Raw genomic sequence first — 15,916 nt, 5'->3', positions numbered from 1 at the left:
GATCATGACACTTGCGATCCTGTGCTCGGGACAAGGCGGACAGCATCGGGACATGTTCGCCCTGACGGGCGATGCGCCGGAAGCGACGCACCTGTTTGCACACGCGGCAACGTTGCTGGGCGGCAGGGATCCGCGCGATTTCGTGCGCAGCGAATCTGACGAGGCTCTGCATCGCAACCGGTCCGGCCAGATTCTATGCACGTTGCAGGCACTGGCCGCCGCTGCCGGGCTCAGGGACATCATTCCACATGGCGCCATCATCGCAGGCTACAGCGTCGGTGAGGTGGCGGCATGGGGCGTGGGAGATTTGTTCGAACCGGTCCTCACGCTTGACCTCGCGGTGCGCCGCGCGGAAGCGATGGACGCCGCCACCTGCGCCGGTGACGGGCTGATCTTTGTCCGTGGTCTTTCACATGACGATATGACCCGCCTTTGCGAGCGCCACGGCGCGGCGATCGCCATCGTCAATCCAGGCGATGCCTTCGTGGTCGGCGGTGGCCGGGAGGCATTGAACGGGATTGCCGGAGAGGCGAGGGCGATGCGCGCCACAAGGATCGTCGATCTGCCGGTTCGGGTTGCCTCCCACACCGGACGGCTCGCCGAGGCGTCGGTCGTGTTTCGCGAAGTCTTGCGGTCGGCGCCGGTGGCGTTCCCGTCGGCCGCCGGTGCGCGCATCCTGAGCGGCATCGATGGCGGTTCGGTCGTCTCCGCCGAGACGGGCCACGACAAGCTCGCCGCGCAGATCTCGCAAACCGTGCAGTGGGGAAATTGCCTGCAAAGCTGTCTCGAAGCGGGTGCCACGGCATTTCTCGAATTTGGACCTGGACATGCACTGAGCCGGATGGTTGCGAGCATCGAGCCCGGCCTTCCGGTGCGGTCGCTGGATGATTTCAGGAGTCTTCAGGGCGTGCGCAACTGGCTTGCGCGGCATCTCAGCGACTGAAATGGCAACAGCTTCGTTCCGGAATCGGACGGACGGCGCGCTCCGGATCGACGTGCGGCGCGGCAAAAAAAGGGGCCGTCCTTGTGGGGAGGACGGCCCAATGCTCGCATGCCTGGGAGGAGAAGGCTCGAGCCGTGACTTGGGGGTCTCAGTCACTAACATTGCCAACATCGCCGATCCCGCGTGCAAAGTATTTCACGTCCCCACGCTGTTTCTCATTTCGCATGATTCACGGAGGTCCGCCGGCAGGACATGAGACACCGGCTCGCGTGACGGAACCGGGTCGCATTCAGCGAGCCTGGGTGACGCCAATGCGTTCCGGCTGGTGCACCGCCAACGTGCCGGCGTGTCGCCTGTCAGACGTTTGAAGACGGTCGAGAAATGCGCCTGCGTGCAGAAACCGACGGCCAGCGCCGCCTCGACCAGCGGCGTCTCGGTATTCGACAGGAGAGATTTTGCATGCTCGATGCGCTGTTGCAGGAGATACTCGCGCGGCCGGTATCCAGTCGCGGCGCGAAACTGCGCTGCGAAGTGCATCCGGGACAATCCCGCGACGCCGGCGAGGTCGGACAGGCTGATGGAGTGGTCGAAGCGCGCCCTGACATACTCCTCGACGCGTCGGAGCCGCCATTTCGGCAAGGCGTTGACTTTCGTACGCGGGGGCTCGCGCCGAGCGACGTGCATCACCAGCGTCTGGGCGATGCAGCACGCAAATTCGCGATCGGCCGAATGGCCTTGTTCGGTCAGCGCCTTTGCGAGCTGCTCGGCGAACGGGTCGCGCAACAGAAGGAGATCGTTCAGGCATTCGGGCGCGAGCGGCTCCGTTCCCTGCTGTGGAGATGGAAAGCAATTGGCCGAGATGTGGAAGTGCAGGAAATCGCACGGCGCAAGAAACTGCGCGCGGAGCGGCTTCGACGGCGCGCCGACATAGAGTGTGCCTGCCGGCATGGCGCCGTCGAAAATGGTCTGACTGCCTCTGGTCAGCTTGAGACGTGTGCTCTTCAGGGCGATCGAGAAGAAGTACCGGTCGGGAGGCGTCGTTGCATCCTCGCGCCTGACGGCCGTCTGCGCATAGGTAAAGCGCGAGATCGTGATGTCCTCGCGCGCGACGCCCGCGCGTTGCTCGGGCTGGCGCCATTTTCGTTCGTGGGGGAATGCGCGTGCCCCCTGAGAGAAATCCGGTTCGCGGGCGCCGGGTTGATGTGTCAATCGGGCGCCGGCCGCTTGCATATCGGTGAGCATCGTTCGTCCCGTCTTTTGGATTCCGCTGCCGCGGTGACGGCTGCTGAATGCCATTGGTTGACGCTCGAACGATATGTCTGATGCCGCCACAAGGCCCGTTAGCGTTGCTGAAATCGTGTTAGATTTTGCGAAAGCTGCAGGTGCGTCGGAACGTCGCGAAACTCCGAATTAAGCAAGAAGAATCAAAGGCCTGCGCTGTGAGCTCCGATGTTGCGGCGCGATGCAGCTCTCTTCAGGTCGGGCGATCTGACCGGATTCAGGGAAGGCGTGGCGAGGCATCGATGCCGGGGGTGAGTCCGGGCGCGATCTTCTCCGCCGGCGGAATTGCGGGCACCCGCGCGTAGGGAAGCGCCGTCACCTCGGGAGGCTGCTGGGATGGGGATTGGAGGCAGTTGGGTCGCGGCGGATCTCCTGCGCCGAACACATCGAACATTGGGTCCACGAAGGTCGTGCGGAGCCGATGAGGCCAGGTCTGGCGATCGACCGCATCGGGCTGCCGGATCGTCACCGTGGCCGTCATGCCGGAGACCAACGGCACGCCCGGCGGCACCGTGTCGATGGCGACACGAACCGGTATGCGCTGTGCAAGCCGCACCCAGGTGTAGATCGGGTCCACGTTGGGCAGACCTTGCGTGCCCGCCGCGGCGTTTGACGGGCTGATGCCGCGGGTCACGGTTTTCACATGTCCCAGGATCGGCTTGGAGTAACCGATGAGCTGTGCCTCGACGCGATCGCCGACGCAGACATGCGCCATCTTGGTTTCCTCGAAATAACCGTCGATCCAGAAGCTGTTGGAATCGATGATGGAGACGTTGGTGACGCCGGTCAGCGCATAGTCGCCGACACGTAGCAGGAGATTGGTGACATAGCCGTCGACGGGGCTGAGCACATTGGTGCGCTTCAAGTTCAATTCCGCCTGTGCAAGCTGGTGAGCGGCCGCTGCGTAGGCGGCCTTCGCCTGCGAGGCATTGCCGGCGAAGATCTGCTGCTCCTCTGGCGTCGTCGCGAGGTCGGACAGACGCCGGCGCCGGTCGGACTCGGCCTGCTTCACCTCGAGGTCCGCCGCTCGCTGGTCGACGAGGGCCTTGCCGATGCGGACGGCTACGTCGAAGTCGAAGGGATCGATGACGTAGAGCACGTCACCCTTGTGGACGAACTGGTTGTCGGCCACCCGCAGCTCCACGATTTTGCCTGCGATCTGCGGCGCGACATTGGCGACCTGCACGCGCACGCTGCCATTGCGCGTCCAGGGCGCGGTGACATAGTGCTGCCAGGTTGCAACCGATATCAGAATAGCGACCAGGGCGATGGCAAGGGTGGCAAAATGCTTGCCGACGCCAGCCATGAAACGCCCGGCGGCCTTGCGCAGCGACCGCGTCAATGACGTCGCCTGCCGGGAAGCTTCGCCATCGTTCGCGGCGCGGTCGCTGGTCGCGCGCGCCGCGGCCTCCGTCGGGCTGGAACACGCGACGGCGTCGGCTGCGTCCGCCCGTGCTTCGGCTGAAGATTCGGGGTGGGGCGGAAAGGCCGCATCTCGAGGCAGAGCCGCGTCCATGACTTTCTCCCTAGCAAAAGAGCGCGAGCAGGCCGAAGATCGACACGTAGAGGCAGAGCTCGGCCAGCGACGGGTTGCTGAAGATTCTTGTAAATCCCACGAAGCGCAGCACCGGGCGGAGCAGCAGGAATGCGAGCAGCGCCGTGGCCGCATAGGACACGATCGGGGCGATCAGCACGCCGCCCACGACGAGTTCACGATAAGTATTCGTCACGGATGCGTCCCCTGGCCGGAACCGGCGAAACCCTGCCATGGTTCGAGGACGATGCTGGCCGGAACGAGCGCGGCGAGCACCGGATCGACAGACAGGTTGCTTCGGGCAGCCGTCTGGCGCAGCGCCTCGGCGGCAGTCAGGATTGCGCCTCCATCGCGTAGGGTGAGCGCGGCTCGCGCGGCGCGCGCCGCGTCGCCGAGTGAGGTCTCGGCCAGGCGGTCCAGTTCGGCATGGCACCGTCGCAGCACCACGGCCTCGTCGAAGCAGCGCAGCGCTTCCGCGACGACCCGCGGGGGAGGTGCCGTGGCGCCGTTCGTCGTCAGGATCTGCTCGATCCGGGCGGCATCGCGAAACGCGGCTTCCTCCGGCGCGAGATGCCGGGCTCGCCCGGAATCGAGGCGGCTCAGCTCGCGATGGGCCTCGTCCAGCAGCAGCCGGATCCTCCGTTCGCCGGACAAGGACGGCAGCAGGAGCTGCGCTGCGAAGACCAGAACCGAGGAAAGCTGGGCAAATAGACACGTCACAAGGAATACGTCGGGGTCGTAGCTCTGCGGATTGCTCGGTGCGAGAATGACAAGCGTGAATACGAGGGAGAGCCGGCCGAGCGGCGGCAGGATGCCGCTCGGCAGCGTGATCAGCAGCGCTGCGCCGATCACGAGAGGCGCAAGGCCGATCGCCAGCAGTTGAAACTCGGATACGCCGTTGAAGACGAGGTATTTCAGGATGCCGGCGAGCAGGCATGCGATCGGCATGGCAAAGACCGCCAGTGTCGTGAAGGCGCGCGGATCCGGAGCCGTCGCACTCAGGCCGATGATCACTGCGGCAAGCGAGAGGCAGAGCGCGGTGGTCGGCCATCCCGCCATCACGAAGATGATTGCAATGAGGATGAAGTGGATCGCGGCCCTGACGCCGGCTTCCGCCGCAATGCGAGGCGAGCGGTAAAGCGGCGCGCGCCATTGCCGGAGTGGATAGTTCCCGGCCCGCAGTGCCTCGAGACTTTCGCGCACGTCTGCATTCCTGCGGATGATCTCGTCGCGCAGATTGGTCCGGCAGATCGCGATCAGGCCGGAGGCGCCGGGGTCTCGGTCGTCCCGGGACGTCGCGGATGCGGCCGGCAGCGCGGCAAGCGTGCGGGCGAGCGCGAGCTCGCTCACGAGGCCCACCATCGCGGAGCGTGCGGCTGCGGTTCTGGCCGGGCCGCTGATCGACTCCGTGACGAGGCTCGCGATCTCCGGATGCAGGGCCGCGACATCGCGCAACATGTCCGCAGCAGCCGTCGCGGATGAGGCTTCACCGCGGACGGCGCGTTGCGCGAACTCCGTGACCCGGTGATGCAGTGTTTCGAGGCGGTTCGCCAGAACCGGATGATAGTCCGGCGCGGCGAGCACCTCGTTGACCAGAGCGACCGCGAGGACGCCGATGGCGATGGCGGCGCCCCGGGCGACGCCGGTCGGAAACACTTGCAACGGGCTGTCGATCTGTTGGATGGCAATCAGGGCAACGGTGATGCAGCTGAGAGCCGCCGCATAAGCGCGATTGCCGTCCAGCATCCCGGCGACGTAGACGCAAAGTCCGACCCAGATCCCCAACACTGCGGGCAGCAGCGCGCCGGTTTGGGAAAAGGTGCCGGCGATGGCGATCGATGCGATCACGCCGATGGCGGTTGCGAGCAGCCGATAGCCCGCCTTTTCCATGCCCTGCGCGCGCGTGGGCAGCGCCAGGATTGCCACGGTGACGGCTGCCGACGAGGGGGATTCGAGTTCGAGCCAGAAGCTCACATAGAGTGCGAGGAGCATTGCCAGCAGGACGCGCAGCGCGAACGCCCAGGAACTCACCGGGAAGCCGGCGAAGACCCGCGGGCGGATGTCATCGGCAGCGCTGGTGGCGTCACCTGGCAATTATGCTCCCTCCATGCGCGGCAAAGCATGCGGCCTGCCGGCGTCGCGAAATCAAAGGGGAGCATGAGCTGTGCCGGCCGGTATTTTCGGTCCATCAACCTGCTTTCGGGAACGCACGCCGGGAAGGCGCAGTTTGCCCGAGCCGGGGCCCGACTATTGCGGCGCGTGGCCCGCCAGGGCCTCTTCGAGGCGGCGGATGATCTCGTCGCCGCTGGATGGCTTGCCGAGATAGCAATGCGCGCCAGCCGCCATGACGCGCTGGCGCACGGGTTCGCTCGGGAAAGCGGTCATGAAAATGATCGGGAAATGGCGGCCGGAGGCAACCAGGCGAGCCTGCAATTCATCGCCGGTAATGACCGGCATCTGAACGTCGGCGATCATGCAGGCCGGATCTTCTCCCGCCGGTTCCCGCAGGAAGGCGACGCCGGACTCGTAGGCGTGGGCTTCATAGCCGAGCGAACGCACGAGGCTCGCCAGCGACGCGCGCACGCCTTCGTCGTCGTCCACGATCGCAATCACCGGGGTTTTGGCCATTGGCACACATCCTGACCGCTGTGTTCCGCAGGGAGGATATCTCCCATTGGGCGGCCGATGGGGCCTTATGCACCGTGCGGCAGTCCCGCCGGAATTATACTCAGGTTTGGTCCGTAGTCTTTCGGTTCTGGGAAATCCCGAGCGCTTCGGCCTTGCGAACGAGGTCGGCCAGCGACCGGACCTCCATCTTGCGCATGACGTTGCCGCGGTGGATCTTGACGGTGATCTCGCTGAGGCCGATCAGGCCTGCCACCTGCTTGTTCATCAAGCCGGCGGTCACATGGCCCATCACCTCGCGCTCGCGCGCCGTCAGGCTCTCATACTGGATCCGGATATCCTCCTTCGTCGCGGCTTCCGCACGGCGCTGCGCATCGCGCTCGAGCGCTGCCGTCACTGCATCGAGCATGTCCTGATCGCGAAACGGCTTGGACAGGAAATCCACGGCGCCAGCCTTCATGGCGCGCACCGACATTGGAATGTCCCCATGACCGGTCATGAAGATGATTGGATATCTGATGCCCTGGCGGGTCAGTTGCCCCTGGAGATCGAGGCCGCTCACGCCCGGGAGCCGGACGTCCAGCACGATGCAGGCCGGTTTGTCGGGCATGACGCCGCCAAGCAGCTCGGCCGGTGAGCCGAACAGGCGTGTCTCGAGGCCGACGGATCGGAACAGGCTGTCGAGCGAGGCACGAATGCTCGCGTCGTCATCAACGATGATGACGACTGAACTGGAGGATTGGGCCGGCGGTTGCACTTGGTTTGGTCGTGTCATGGCAAGGCGTGTTCTTGGCTAAATGGCAGTGTCAGGTGGAATGTCGCGCCCGAGCCCGGAGAGCTCTCCACGGACAATCGGCCGCCGTGAGCTTCCACCGTCGTTCGGCAGATCGCAAGTCCCATGCCCATGCCGCCGCCCTTGGTGGTGAAGAACGGATCAAACAGGCGCGGCAGGTCGTCCGGCTGGATGCCCGGGCCGCTGTCCTCGACCGTGATGGCGAGGTTTTCGCCGTCCACGGTTCCGGCGCGCAGCGTAACGGTGCGGGAACCAGGCCGGCCTGACATGGCCTGGCCGGCATTGATCAGAAGATTGACCAGGACCTGCTGAAGCTGGATCCGGTCGCCGCGAACCGGCGGCAGGCCATGCTCCGTCTCGACGATGAGGGTGACGTCGTCCTTGACGAGCTCGCGCGCGACCAGGAGGGTCGCTTCCTCGATGATCTCGTCGATCTGCAGCAGATCCTGCTGGGTAGGGGCCTTCTTCAGGAAAGTCCGGATGCGGGTCACGATCTCGCTGGCGCGGCGGCCCTGAGCAACGACGTGACCGATCGTCGCCGCAACCTCCTTGAGATCGGGCACGTCGCGGCGCAGCCACCGCAAGCCAGCCTCGCCGCTGGTGACGATCGCTGCCAGAGGCTGATTCACCTCGTGGGCAATGGACGCGCTGAGCTCGCCGAGGGTGGCGACGCGCGCGGCATGCGCCAGCTCCGCCTGCGCCGCGAGCAGCGCATCCTGTGCCTGCTTGCGCTCGGTGATGTCGATGACGAAGGCGAGCACGTTGCGATCTCCGTCGGGCTCGGCCGGAAAGGTGATCGTAAACATGACGGGAACCTTGCGTCCGTCGAGACTCACGAAATCGGTCTCGCCTTCGTGGAACCGCTCTCCTTCCGCGAATGCGATCAGCGCGCCGAGGAAACGGCGGTGGTTCTCGTCCAGAAGCCTGTCCACGTTCGCGATGAAGGCCGCAGAGTCGCTTGCTCCCGCCATCTTCTGGAGGGCCGGATTGACGTCGGTAATTCTGGCGAGGCGGCGGACATGCCGCACGAATTCAGGATTTCGTGCAAGGTAGTCCCGCAACGTGGCGCCTCCGGTCTCCAGCGAATTCAGCGCGGTCCGCACTGCGCTCCAATCCTCCTCGACGATGCCGACCCGGCTTGCGTCGAACATCCGGCGGTATCGCTGCTCGCTCTGCACCAGCGCGTTATGTGCCGCGACGCGGTCCGTGACGTCGGTGTGGGTTTCAAGGACTCCAACGGGTTTGCCGAGATGGTCGTGCTGGAGCGCCCATCTTGCATCGACGGTGAGTGCGCCGCCGGCCTTCGTCCGCTGCTCCAGCCTGCCTTCCCATCGGCCGATGTCGAGCAGGCCGGCCTCGATGGCCTCTCGCCGGTCGGGATATTTGGTTCTCAGCAGCGCGTCGGCGAGTTGCCCGACCGCCTCGTCGGCCGACCAGCCGTAGGCGTGTTCCGCGGCCCTGTTCCAGAAACTGATCACGCCGCCGCGATCCCTGACGAAGATCATGTCATGCGAGAGATTGAGCAGGCGCGCCTGCGCCGCGAGGCGCTTCGTCGCCGCCTGATTCTGGAGCGCCAGCAAGGTCGTGATTCCGATGGCTGCGAGGCTCACCAGCGCACGAAGGGCAGGCGAGGCGATCGCCTCCAGATCGTGCGACAGTAGATAGGCGGTTATGGTCAGGACGCTGCAGCCGACAGCGGCGGCGATGATGTCGTTACGCCGGTGCGTCCTCGCCGCGAGCAGGATCGCAACGACGTAGAGAACTGCGACCGCGCCCTCGAGCGGCGTCAGCACATCGACCAGGAAAACCGCGAAAGCGAGGACGGCAGACCAGAACCGCAAGCCGGCGCGGCTCATCGATGAACCCGTGGCCCGATCAAGACTGGTCATCGTCGCTGGTGGTCGCTCTGCTCATTTTCGGTCACGTTGATGCCGCGATTTGATCGGGCCGACAACATGCGGCAACATGATTTTCGTGCTCTCTTGAAAGACGTTGCCGCGGTTCGATCCCGCGCGCGTGCCGATGAGGCACATTCCCCGGCAAAAACGGGGTTTTGCGTGAGTTTCCGACCATTGGCGAGCGCGTCAACATACCGCAGGGCGAGACCAGTTCCGCCATCGCGGCGAACGGGACGTCCGCGCGGCCGGCGACGCCACGGTCATACCTAGGTATGACGCGATCAACCCGAGAACCTATCCGGTGCACCCGCGCGTAGAATGGAGCGCGGGGACCGCCGAACTACTCTGCTCCCACATTCGGACGAGCCATTGGGTCTCGCCGGATCGAAAATGGGACAAGGAGTTCGACGATGTCGCTACAGATGTCACACCCGCTAGGCGCGAAGGATCATGTCGTCGGCTCGATCGGCGTCTCGGCCATCGATGGTTGCCAGTCCGGGCTTGCGGAACGTCCCGATCGCGCCGGCGAAAAGGCGATGACGCTGTCCCTCGTTCACCTCGATGTGGCCCTGGCCATCGAGACGCCCCCGCCGGGCGTGCGGAGATGCGCCGGCGACGGGCCCAGCTTCAGGGTATCGGCGAAACGCCTCGCGCGCATTTCCGTCGAGACCGATCGGGAGGCCGGTGCAGGCGAGTTCCCGGACCCGGTGATGCGAAGCCTCTCCGATGCGCTCGCGGCAACCGAAGCGGCCCATCATCCTCACTCCGCCATCCTTGCGGACGCCTTGCGTCTTGCCATCCTGACCCGCAGAGCCAGCCGGCCGACGGCCGTCGCGCGCAACGAGACCCATCAGGCCGACGAGCGGTGCCGGTCTGTGCGGTCATTGCAAAAATGGCGCCTGAAGCGCGTGCTGCAATATGTCGACGAGAATTTGGCTGGCAAGATCACCTTGCAGCATCTGGCGGCGGTCGCCGGCCTCAGCCGCATGCACTTTGCCGCGCAGTTCCGCGCGGCCGTCGGCATGCGGCCTCACGACTTTCTGCTGAAGCGGCGGATCGAACGCGCCCAGGAACTGCTGAGGCGCGCCGACGTCTCGCTGGTCGACGTTGCCTTGACCGTCGGATTCCAGACCCAGGCGCATTTCACGACGGTATTCAAGCGTTTCGCCGGCGATACGCCTTATCAATGGAGGAGCGCCTACCTTGCGCAATTCCTGCCGCTGCCTCGCGCCGAAGTTGGGCCGTCATGAGCAGTGTTGGCATTGAGGCCCTGATGCTGCCGCTGGCCGGCATTCACCTGGCTATGACGCACCATGAAGTCACGGGCGTGCTGGAGATCGCCCGTGCTCTCGGTAACTCCTATCGCCTGGCATCTTCAGATCCGGGATCCGGCGCTCTCTATGGCCGGTTCATTTTCGATTTCTGCCGAACCATCGTCACGGTGCTCGCGCGATAGCCTCGAGCCCTTTACAAGCGGGGCAGGTCAAGCGTTAACACTGCGATGGCAAAGTGATGCCGAGGGGCTGGCGACGGCCGAAATGCAGGCAATTGCCCGCTGGACGAACCTGTCGGAAACGACATTTCTCTTGCCGCCCACGAGTTCCGAGGCGGACTACCGCCTGCGCATTTTTACCCCCCGCAGCGAACTGCCGTTTGCCGGGCATCCGACGCTCGGCAGCGCCCATGCCGTGTTGGAGGCAGGCCGCGTGATGCCCCGGGGCGGTCGTCTCGTCCAGGAATGCGGTGTCGGGCTGGTGCGGATTGCCGTGGAGGGCGACGGCGCGGAGAGGCGTCTGACGCTTGCGTTGCCGCCGGCGAAGGTCACGGCTCTTTCAGCCGAAGACGTCGACGAATTGGAGGCAGTCATCGGGCATCGGATCGTTCGCGAGGTGGCTCCAGCGATCGTGGATGTCGGGGCCGTCTGGGTCGTCGCGCAACTTGCCGACGCGGACAGTGTGCTCGCGCTGACCCCAGACTTCCGGCGCTCGGCTGCCTTCGAGAAGCGGCTCGGTGTGACCGGGCTCTCGCTTTTTGGCCGTCACGCTGATGGCGAGGCGGCTATCGAGGTGCGTTCTTTTGCACCATCATGCGGCGTCGAGGAGGACCCGGTATGCGGCAGTGGAAACGGCGCCATCGCCGTGTTCCATCGCGACCGCGGTCTCCTCAAGGCCGGGACGAGCTACACGGCGGCGCAGGGGCGCTGCGTCGGGCGCGATGGCCGCATCGCCTTGGCGATCGAAGCGGACGGCGAGATCAGCGTTGGCGGCGCTTGCGTTACGTGCGTGGATGGCAGGATTGCCGATTAAGCCACAGGTCGATGGTCGATCATGCCGCGCTTCGGCTGCGGTATGCATATTGAGTCAGACCCGCTAACGCACCGCGACCGCGACGGCAGACAAGGCTGCCGGAAGGGACCAGGCCCAGTCTCCCAGTACTGAAACAGCCGCCGCGGCGGCGACACAGCCGAAGATGAAGCCGAGCAAGCGATGGAGCGAGCGACCCAGCGGCGTTGAATCATGCGGCAGCAGAGGGGTGCGTGGAGCGAGCAGGTCCATCGCCGACAAGACGGCATTGGCCAGATTGCCGGTCATCACCGCCGTCGAGATCGCGCCCGGCAGAGCGAGGCGAAGGAGCGCGTACTGGCAGGCCATGGCCGACACGGCGATCATCGCGGCCGCGCCGGCCCGGGATCCAGCCGCATCGGCAGACGGCCTTGTGATGACGCTGAAGATCAACAACGCGGCCAGCACGAGGAACTGAACCCGAAGCAACAGTCGCGCCAGGCTCGAACCGTGCCGGCCGGAAGCTTGGGCGATCAGCCAGACGGTCGCCAGGGTCAGCATGAAGACGGGAATCGCCAACAACTGTGCCCAATGAAACGAGCCGCCATCGATGGCAACGACGGCGGCCAGCACGATATTGCCGGTCACGTGAGCCGTGAAGATATGACCCAGCGTGAAGAAGCCGGTGAAGTCGACCATTCCGGCGATGATGCTGAGCAGCGGTGGCAGCCGCGCCTCCAGGCGCGACAGCTCCGCTGCGTCATCCGCTGAATCCGCGGACCTTTGCAGCACGATGAGGTCTCTGGCGAGCAGGGACATCTTTGGCTACTCCGATGCTGGCCGTTCGCATGGGCCGCTCACTGACCGCCGGCTACTGTGCCGTCCATCCGCCATCGACCGCGATCGCGGTGCCCGTGATCTGGTCCGCCGCAGGCGAGCACAGGAAGGCCACGGTGCCTCCAAGCTGCTCCGGAGAGACGAACTCGGATGACGGTTGTTTCTCGCCCAGGAGTGCCTTGGCGGCGTCCTTTTGACTGATGTTTTTCTCTGCGGCGATGTCGCTGATCTGCTTTTCGACCAAGGGCGTCCGCACCCAGCCGGGACAGACTGCGTTGCAGGTCACGCCGCTGCCGGCGGTCTCCAGGCCAACCACCTTGGTCAGGCCGATCAACCCGTGCTTGGCGGCGACGTAGGCCGCCTTGTGCGTCGAAGCGACGAGGCCGTGGGTTGAGGCGATGTTGACGATCCGGCCCCAGTGCTGCTTCTTCATCTGGGGCACTGCCGCCGCGATGCCGTGAAACGCGGCCGACAGGTTGATGTCCAGGATCGCATGCCACTTGGCCGACGGAAATTCTTCCACCGGCGCGGTGAACTGGATGCCGGCATTGTTCACGAGGATGTCGAGGCGTCCGAACGTCTCGATTGTCGCGGCGATCAATCGGCGCACGGCATCGCCCTTCGACATATCAGCGCCATCGTAGACTACGCGCACGCCGTGCTCGCGCTCGATCCCGCTGCGGATGGCTTCGATCTCGCCGGGGTCGCCGAAGCCGTTCAACACGAGGTTGACGCGGAGCCTAGCCAACTCTCTGGCGATTCCGAGCCCGATACCGCTGGTCGATCCGGTGACGATAGCGACCTTATCCTTCAACATGGGAGTTCCTTTCGACGTCAGGTGGGGTGGGGGACTAGTGGGTCCCGCCGGCCTCGATCTGGCCGGGCTTCTTCAGCATCATGGAGGCGGCGAGTGCGACGATCAGCGCGACACCGAGCAGGTAGAACATGTCGCCGAAAGCCAGGATGAAAGCCTGCTTCTGCACGATCTTGCCGATCGCGACATAGGCGCGGTGAGCGGCGTCGATGCGATCGGTCACGCCGTGGTTCATGAAATACTGCGTCAGCTTCTCGAGCCTGGCTTGTGTGGCCTGCTCCAGCAGCGAGACCGACTGCGTCAGCACGTTGGAGTGATATTGCTCGCGCTTGGTGAGCAGCGTCTGCAGCAGCGCGATGCCGACGGCGCCGCCGAGGTTACGCATCATGTTGAACAGGCCCGAGGCCGAACCCGCGTTCTCCGCCTCGATGCCCGATGTCGCGACAGCGGACAGCGGGGCGAACACCAGTGCCTGACCGAAGGCGCGGACGACGTTCGGCCAGAAGAGCTGGTCGGTGGCGTAGTCGTTGGTCATCGAGATGTTCATGAAGTTGGAGGCTGCGAACAGCGCAAAGCCGACACCGATGATGAGCCGCGCGTCGAAGCGCCGTAACAGTTGCGGCACCAGCGGGATCAGCAACAGCTGCGGCAGCCCGGTCCACGCCAGCACCATGCCGATCTGCTCGGCGTTGTAGCCCTGGATGCGCGATAGATAGACCGGCAGGATGAAGACCGAGCCGTAGAGCGCGATGCCGAGCAGGAAATTGGCGAGGATACCGAAGCCGAAATTGCGACGCGCCAGGAGGCGGAGGTTCAGCAGCGGCTTCCTGGCCGCCAGCTCGATCCACAGGAAGGCCGACAGCGCGATCGCCGCGACAATCGACAGCTTGACGATGAACGGCGAGCCGAACCAGTCGTCCTTGTTGCCTTCCTCGAGCACGGTCTGCAGCGCGGCGAGACCGATCGCCATGGTGGCGATCCCGGCCCAATCGCCCTCGCGCAGCAGCGACAGCTTCATCGGTTGCGACTCGAGCGAGACGAACAGCAAGCCGATCATGACCGCGCCCGGCACCAGGTTGACGTAGAAGATGTACTGCCAGCCCCAGTTCTCGGTGAGATAGCCGCCGATGGTCGGCCCAATCGCGGGCGCAAAGGTCGCGGAGATCGCAAACAGCGCCAGCCCGATCGGCTGCTTCGCCTTTGGCAGCAGCGTGATGATGAGCGTGAACGCCATCGGGATCAGCACGCCACCGGTAAAGCCCTGAACGGCGCGCAACACGATCATCTGCGACAGGTTTTGCGCCAGCGCGCAGGCCGCCGAGAACACCAGGAACAACGTCGCATTGGTCAGGAGATAGATGCGGATCGAGAACGCCTGCGCGAGCCAGCCGGACAGCGGGATCACCACAATCTCGGCGATCAGGTAGGAGGTCGAGATCCAGCCGCCATCATCGATACCGGCTCCGATCGCGCCCTGGATGTCAGCCAGCGAAGCGTTGACGATCTGGATGTTGAGCACCGCCATGAAGGCGCCGAGCGTGGCGCCGGCGATGGCGATCCAGGTCTTGGCGGAGACCGCCGGAGTCGGTGTGATGACGGACCGCTCGTCTTCGCCGGCGGGCACGGCATCGATGGCCGGTTGCAGTGTGGTCATGGTTGTCTGCTCGTCGCTTGCGAGAGAAGCATTGCCTGAGCGGACTGTCCGGGAGGAGACAACCGCCAGGGACGCGTGTTCATTCAACTGCGAGGCTCGGGGCGCTGCGATGCGAGACGCTTTTTGCTTTCGCGTTCGGCGATCGCCGCCGATCTGGTGTTGATGGTCGGCTCGGCCGACATGCCGGGACGGAGCAGGCCGGTCAGGCTGCGGTCGTCGAGGACGATTTTCACCGGCATGCGCTGGACGATCTTGGTGAAGTTGCCGGTCGCGTTGTCGGGCGGCAGCAGCGCGAACTCCAGGCCGCTTGCCGGGGACAGGCTGTCGACATGGCCCTGCAGTCTGGTGCCGCGGAAGCTGTCGATGGTCAGCTCGACGGGCTGGCCACCGCGCACATGGGTGAGCTGGGTTTCCTTGAAATTGGCGACGATGTACACGGCATCGAGCGGGACGACGGCCATCAACTGCGTACCGGCCTGGACGAATTGCCCGACCCGGAGCGAGCGCGCACCGACGGTGCCGTCGACCGGCGCGATGATGCCGGTGTAGGAGAGGTTCAATGCCGCCTGCTGCTCGACCGCGCGGGCGCGGTCGCGCTGCGCGACTGCCCTGGCGCGTTCGGTGGAGAGCACGTCGACCTTGCGCTCGGCCGCGAGCAGGCCCGACTTGGCGTGCTGCAATTGCGCGGCGGCGGCGCGCAGTGCCGCGTCGGTCTGCTGCGCGCGCTGCACCGTACCGGAGCCCGTCTTCATCAGCCCGTCGTATCGGGCCTGCTCTTCCTGCGCGAAGTTCAGATTGGCCGTGGCGGCCGCGACATCGGCCGTGCCTTGCTCGATGATCGGCTGCTGCAGGGCAAGCTGTGCATCGAGATTGCGGACAGCGGCGTCGGATGCGGCGACGTCAGCGCCGGCCTGATCGAGCGCGGCGCGGAAATCGCGATCGTCGATCTTTGCCAGCAACTGGCCGGCCTTCACCATTTCGTTGTCGCCGACCAGGACCTGCGCGATATAGCCCGACACTTTCGGCGAGATGATCGTGGAATCCGCCTTCACGTAGGCGTCGTCCGTGGTCTCCAGATAGCGGCCGATGGTGAGATAGTGGTGGCCGAACTCGGCTGCGGCGACGACGCCCAGGGCCAGTGCCAAGGCGAGGGCGGCCCGCCTGATCGCCTGCCCGGACGGCCGAAGGCTGGCTTTGGCGTCCTGCTCGGGAGCATAGGGAATGGAAGACATGGTATTCTCCGAAACGAGGTGGG

The 15,916-nt window shown here is 65.1% G+C and carries 15 protein-coding genes; 4 read left to right on the top strand and 11 right to left on the bottom strand.

Annotated elements, in window-relative coordinates; translation table 11 throughout:
• Positions 1-4 precede the first annotated feature (4 nt).
• Positions 5-943, top strand: a complete 939-nt coding sequence (locus CT676_RS22265) for a malonate decarboxylase subunit epsilon (RefSeq protein WP_085401739.1) — start codon at positions 5-7, stop codon at positions 941-943.
• A 195-nt stretch (positions 944-1,138) separates the two neighbouring features.
• Here CT676_RS22265 and CT676_RS22260 read toward each other — a convergent pair whose 3' ends face one another.
• The 7 genes from CT676_RS22260 to CT676_RS22230 form a co-directional block, all read right to left on the bottom strand.
• Positions 1,139-2,185 carry an AraC family transcriptional regulator gene (locus tag CT676_RS22260; RefSeq protein WP_063986513.1) on the bottom strand — a complete coding sequence of 349 codons (1,047 nt, stop codon included), beginning with the start codon at positions 2,183-2,185 and terminating at the stop codon, positions 1,139-1,141.
• 256 nt (positions 2,186-2,441) lie between these two features.
• On the bottom strand, positions 2,442-3,740 hold the full coding sequence (locus CT676_RS22255) for an HlyD family secretion protein (RefSeq protein ID WP_085401738.1): 1,299 nt from the start codon (positions 3,738-3,740) through the stop codon (positions 2,442-2,444).
• Positions 3,741-3,750: 10 nt separating this feature from the next.
• Positions 3,751-3,954, bottom strand: a complete 204-nt coding sequence (locus CT676_RS22250; RefSeq protein WP_028155834.1) for a DUF1656 domain-containing protein — start codon at positions 3,952-3,954, stop codon at positions 3,751-3,753.
• Positions 3,951-5,852, bottom strand: a complete 1,902-nt coding sequence (locus CT676_RS22245; protein ID WP_135215366.1) for an FUSC family protein — start codon at positions 5,850-5,852, stop codon at positions 3,951-3,953. Before CT676_RS22245 ends, CT676_RS22250 begins: the two co-directional genes overlap by 4 nt.
• A gap of 153 nt (positions 5,853-6,005) precedes the next feature.
• Positions 6,006-6,386, bottom strand: a complete 381-nt coding sequence (locus tag CT676_RS22240; RefSeq protein ID WP_038955794.1) for a response regulator — start codon at positions 6,384-6,386, stop codon at positions 6,006-6,008.
• Positions 6,387-6,486: 100 nt separating this feature from the next.
• A complete protein-coding gene (locus tag CT676_RS22235; RefSeq protein ID WP_038944749.1) occupies positions 6,487-7,158 on the bottom strand; it encodes a response regulator transcription factor in 672 nt (223 codons plus the stop codon).
• On the bottom strand, positions 7,155-9,032 hold the full coding sequence (locus CT676_RS22230; protein ID WP_244623231.1) for a PAS domain-containing sensor histidine kinase: 1,878 nt from the start codon (positions 9,030-9,032) through the stop codon (positions 7,155-7,157). Before CT676_RS22230 ends, CT676_RS22235 begins: the two co-directional genes overlap by 4 nt.
• 452 nt (positions 9,033-9,484) lie before the next feature.
• Here CT676_RS22230 and CT676_RS22225 point away from each other — a divergent pair, with 452 nt between their 5' ends.
• The 3 genes from CT676_RS22225 to CT676_RS22215 are packed head-to-tail and all read left to right on the top strand — an operon-like array spanning position 9,485 to position 11,380.
• Positions 9,485-10,324 (top strand): AraC family transcriptional regulator, encoded by an 840-nt coding sequence (locus CT676_RS22225; protein WP_085401735.1) that lies wholly within the window; start codon positions 9,485-9,487, stop codon positions 10,322-10,324.
• Between the two features lie 23 nt (positions 10,325-10,347).
• Complete coding sequence (locus CT676_RS22220; protein WP_244623230.1) at positions 10,348-10,530, top strand: hypothetical protein; 183 nt, start codon at positions 10,348-10,350, stop codon at positions 10,528-10,530.
• Positions 10,475-11,380 carry a PhzF family phenazine biosynthesis protein gene (locus CT676_RS22215; protein WP_135215396.1) on the top strand — a complete coding sequence of 302 codons (906 nt, stop codon included), beginning with the start codon at positions 10,475-10,477 and terminating at the stop codon, positions 11,378-11,380. The genes CT676_RS22220 and CT676_RS22215 overlap by 56 nt, the downstream gene beginning before the upstream one ends.
• Positions 11,381-11,443: 63 nt before the next feature.
• Here the strand turns inward: CT676_RS22215 and CT676_RS22210 are convergent, their stop codons facing one another.
• The 4 genes from CT676_RS22210 to CT676_RS22195 form a co-directional block, all read right to left on the bottom strand.
• Complete coding sequence (locus CT676_RS22210) at positions 11,444-12,175, bottom strand: DUF1275 family protein (RefSeq protein ID WP_085401732.1); 732 nt, start codon at positions 12,173-12,175, stop codon at positions 11,444-11,446.
• A 52-nt stretch (positions 12,176-12,227) separates the two neighbouring features.
• Positions 12,228-13,010, bottom strand: a complete 783-nt coding sequence (locus tag CT676_RS22205; protein ID WP_085401731.1) for a 3-hydroxybutyrate dehydrogenase — start codon at positions 13,008-13,010, stop codon at positions 12,228-12,230.
• A 34-nt stretch (positions 13,011-13,044) separates the two neighbouring features.
• Positions 13,045-14,661 carry an MDR family MFS transporter gene (locus tag CT676_RS22200; protein WP_135215364.1) on the bottom strand — a complete coding sequence of 539 codons (1,617 nt, stop codon included), beginning with the start codon at positions 14,659-14,661 and terminating at the stop codon, positions 13,045-13,047.
• 83 nt (positions 14,662-14,744) lie between these two features.
• On the bottom strand, positions 14,745-15,893 hold the full coding sequence (locus CT676_RS22195; protein WP_085401729.1) for an HlyD family secretion protein: 1,149 nt from the start codon (positions 15,891-15,893) through the stop codon (positions 14,745-14,747).
• Between the last annotated feature and the right edge of the window lie 23 nt (positions 15,894-15,916).

Source organism: Bradyrhizobium sp. MOS001, from assembly GCF_004634465.1.
Lineage (GTDB): Bacteria > Pseudomonadota > Alphaproteobacteria > Rhizobiales > Xanthobacteraceae > Bradyrhizobium > Bradyrhizobium barranii.
Note: the sequence above shows the minus strand (reverse complement) of the source record. Positions and strands in the feature narration are given on the sequence as shown.

Coding starts and splice junctions, on each gene's coding strand:
- CT676_RS22205 (WP_085401731.1), bottom strand. CDS start 13,010: ATGTTGAAGGATAAGGTCGCTATCGTCACCGGATCGACCAGCGGTATC.
- CT676_RS22230 (WP_244623231.1), bottom strand. CDS start 9,032: ATGAGCCGCGCCGGCTTGCGGTTCTGGTCTGCCGTCCTCGCTTTCGCG.
- CT676_RS22215 (WP_135215396.1), top strand. CDS start 10,475: ATGGCCGGTTCATTTTCGATTTCTGCCGAACCATCGTCACGGTGCTCG.
- CT676_RS22235 (WP_038944749.1), bottom strand. CDS start 7,158: ATGACACGACCAAACCAAGTGCAACCGCCGGCCCAATCCTCCAGTTCA.
- CT676_RS22200 (WP_135215364.1), bottom strand. CDS start 14,661: ATGACCACACTGCAACCGGCCATCGATGCCGTGCCCGCCGGCGAAGAC.
- CT676_RS22210 (WP_085401732.1), bottom strand. CDS start 12,175: ATGTCCCTGCTCGCCAGAGACCTCATCGTGCTGCAAAGGTCCGCGGAT.
- CT676_RS22260 (WP_063986513.1), bottom strand. CDS start 2,185: ATGCTCACCGATATGCAAGCGGCCGGCGCCCGATTGACACATCAACCC.
- CT676_RS22255 (WP_085401738.1), bottom strand. CDS start 3,740: ATGGACGCGGCTCTGCCTCGAGATGCGGCCTTTCCGCCCCACCCCGAA.
- CT676_RS22220 (WP_244623230.1), top strand. CDS start 10,348: ATGCTGCCGCTGGCCGGCATTCACCTGGCTATGACGCACCATGAAGTC.
- CT676_RS22225 (WP_085401735.1), top strand. CDS start 9,485: ATGTCGCTACAGATGTCACACCCGCTAGGCGCGAAGGATCATGTCGTC.
- CT676_RS22195 (WP_085401729.1), bottom strand. CDS start 15,893: ATGTCTTCCATTCCCTATGCTCCCGAGCAGGACGCCAAAGCCAGCCTT.
- CT676_RS22265 (WP_085401739.1), top strand. CDS start 5: ATGACACTTGCGATCCTGTGCTCGGGACAAGGCGGACAGCATCGGGAC.
- CT676_RS22240 (WP_038955794.1), bottom strand. CDS start 6,386: ATGGCCAAAACCCCGGTGATTGCGATCGTGGACGACGACGAAGGCGTG.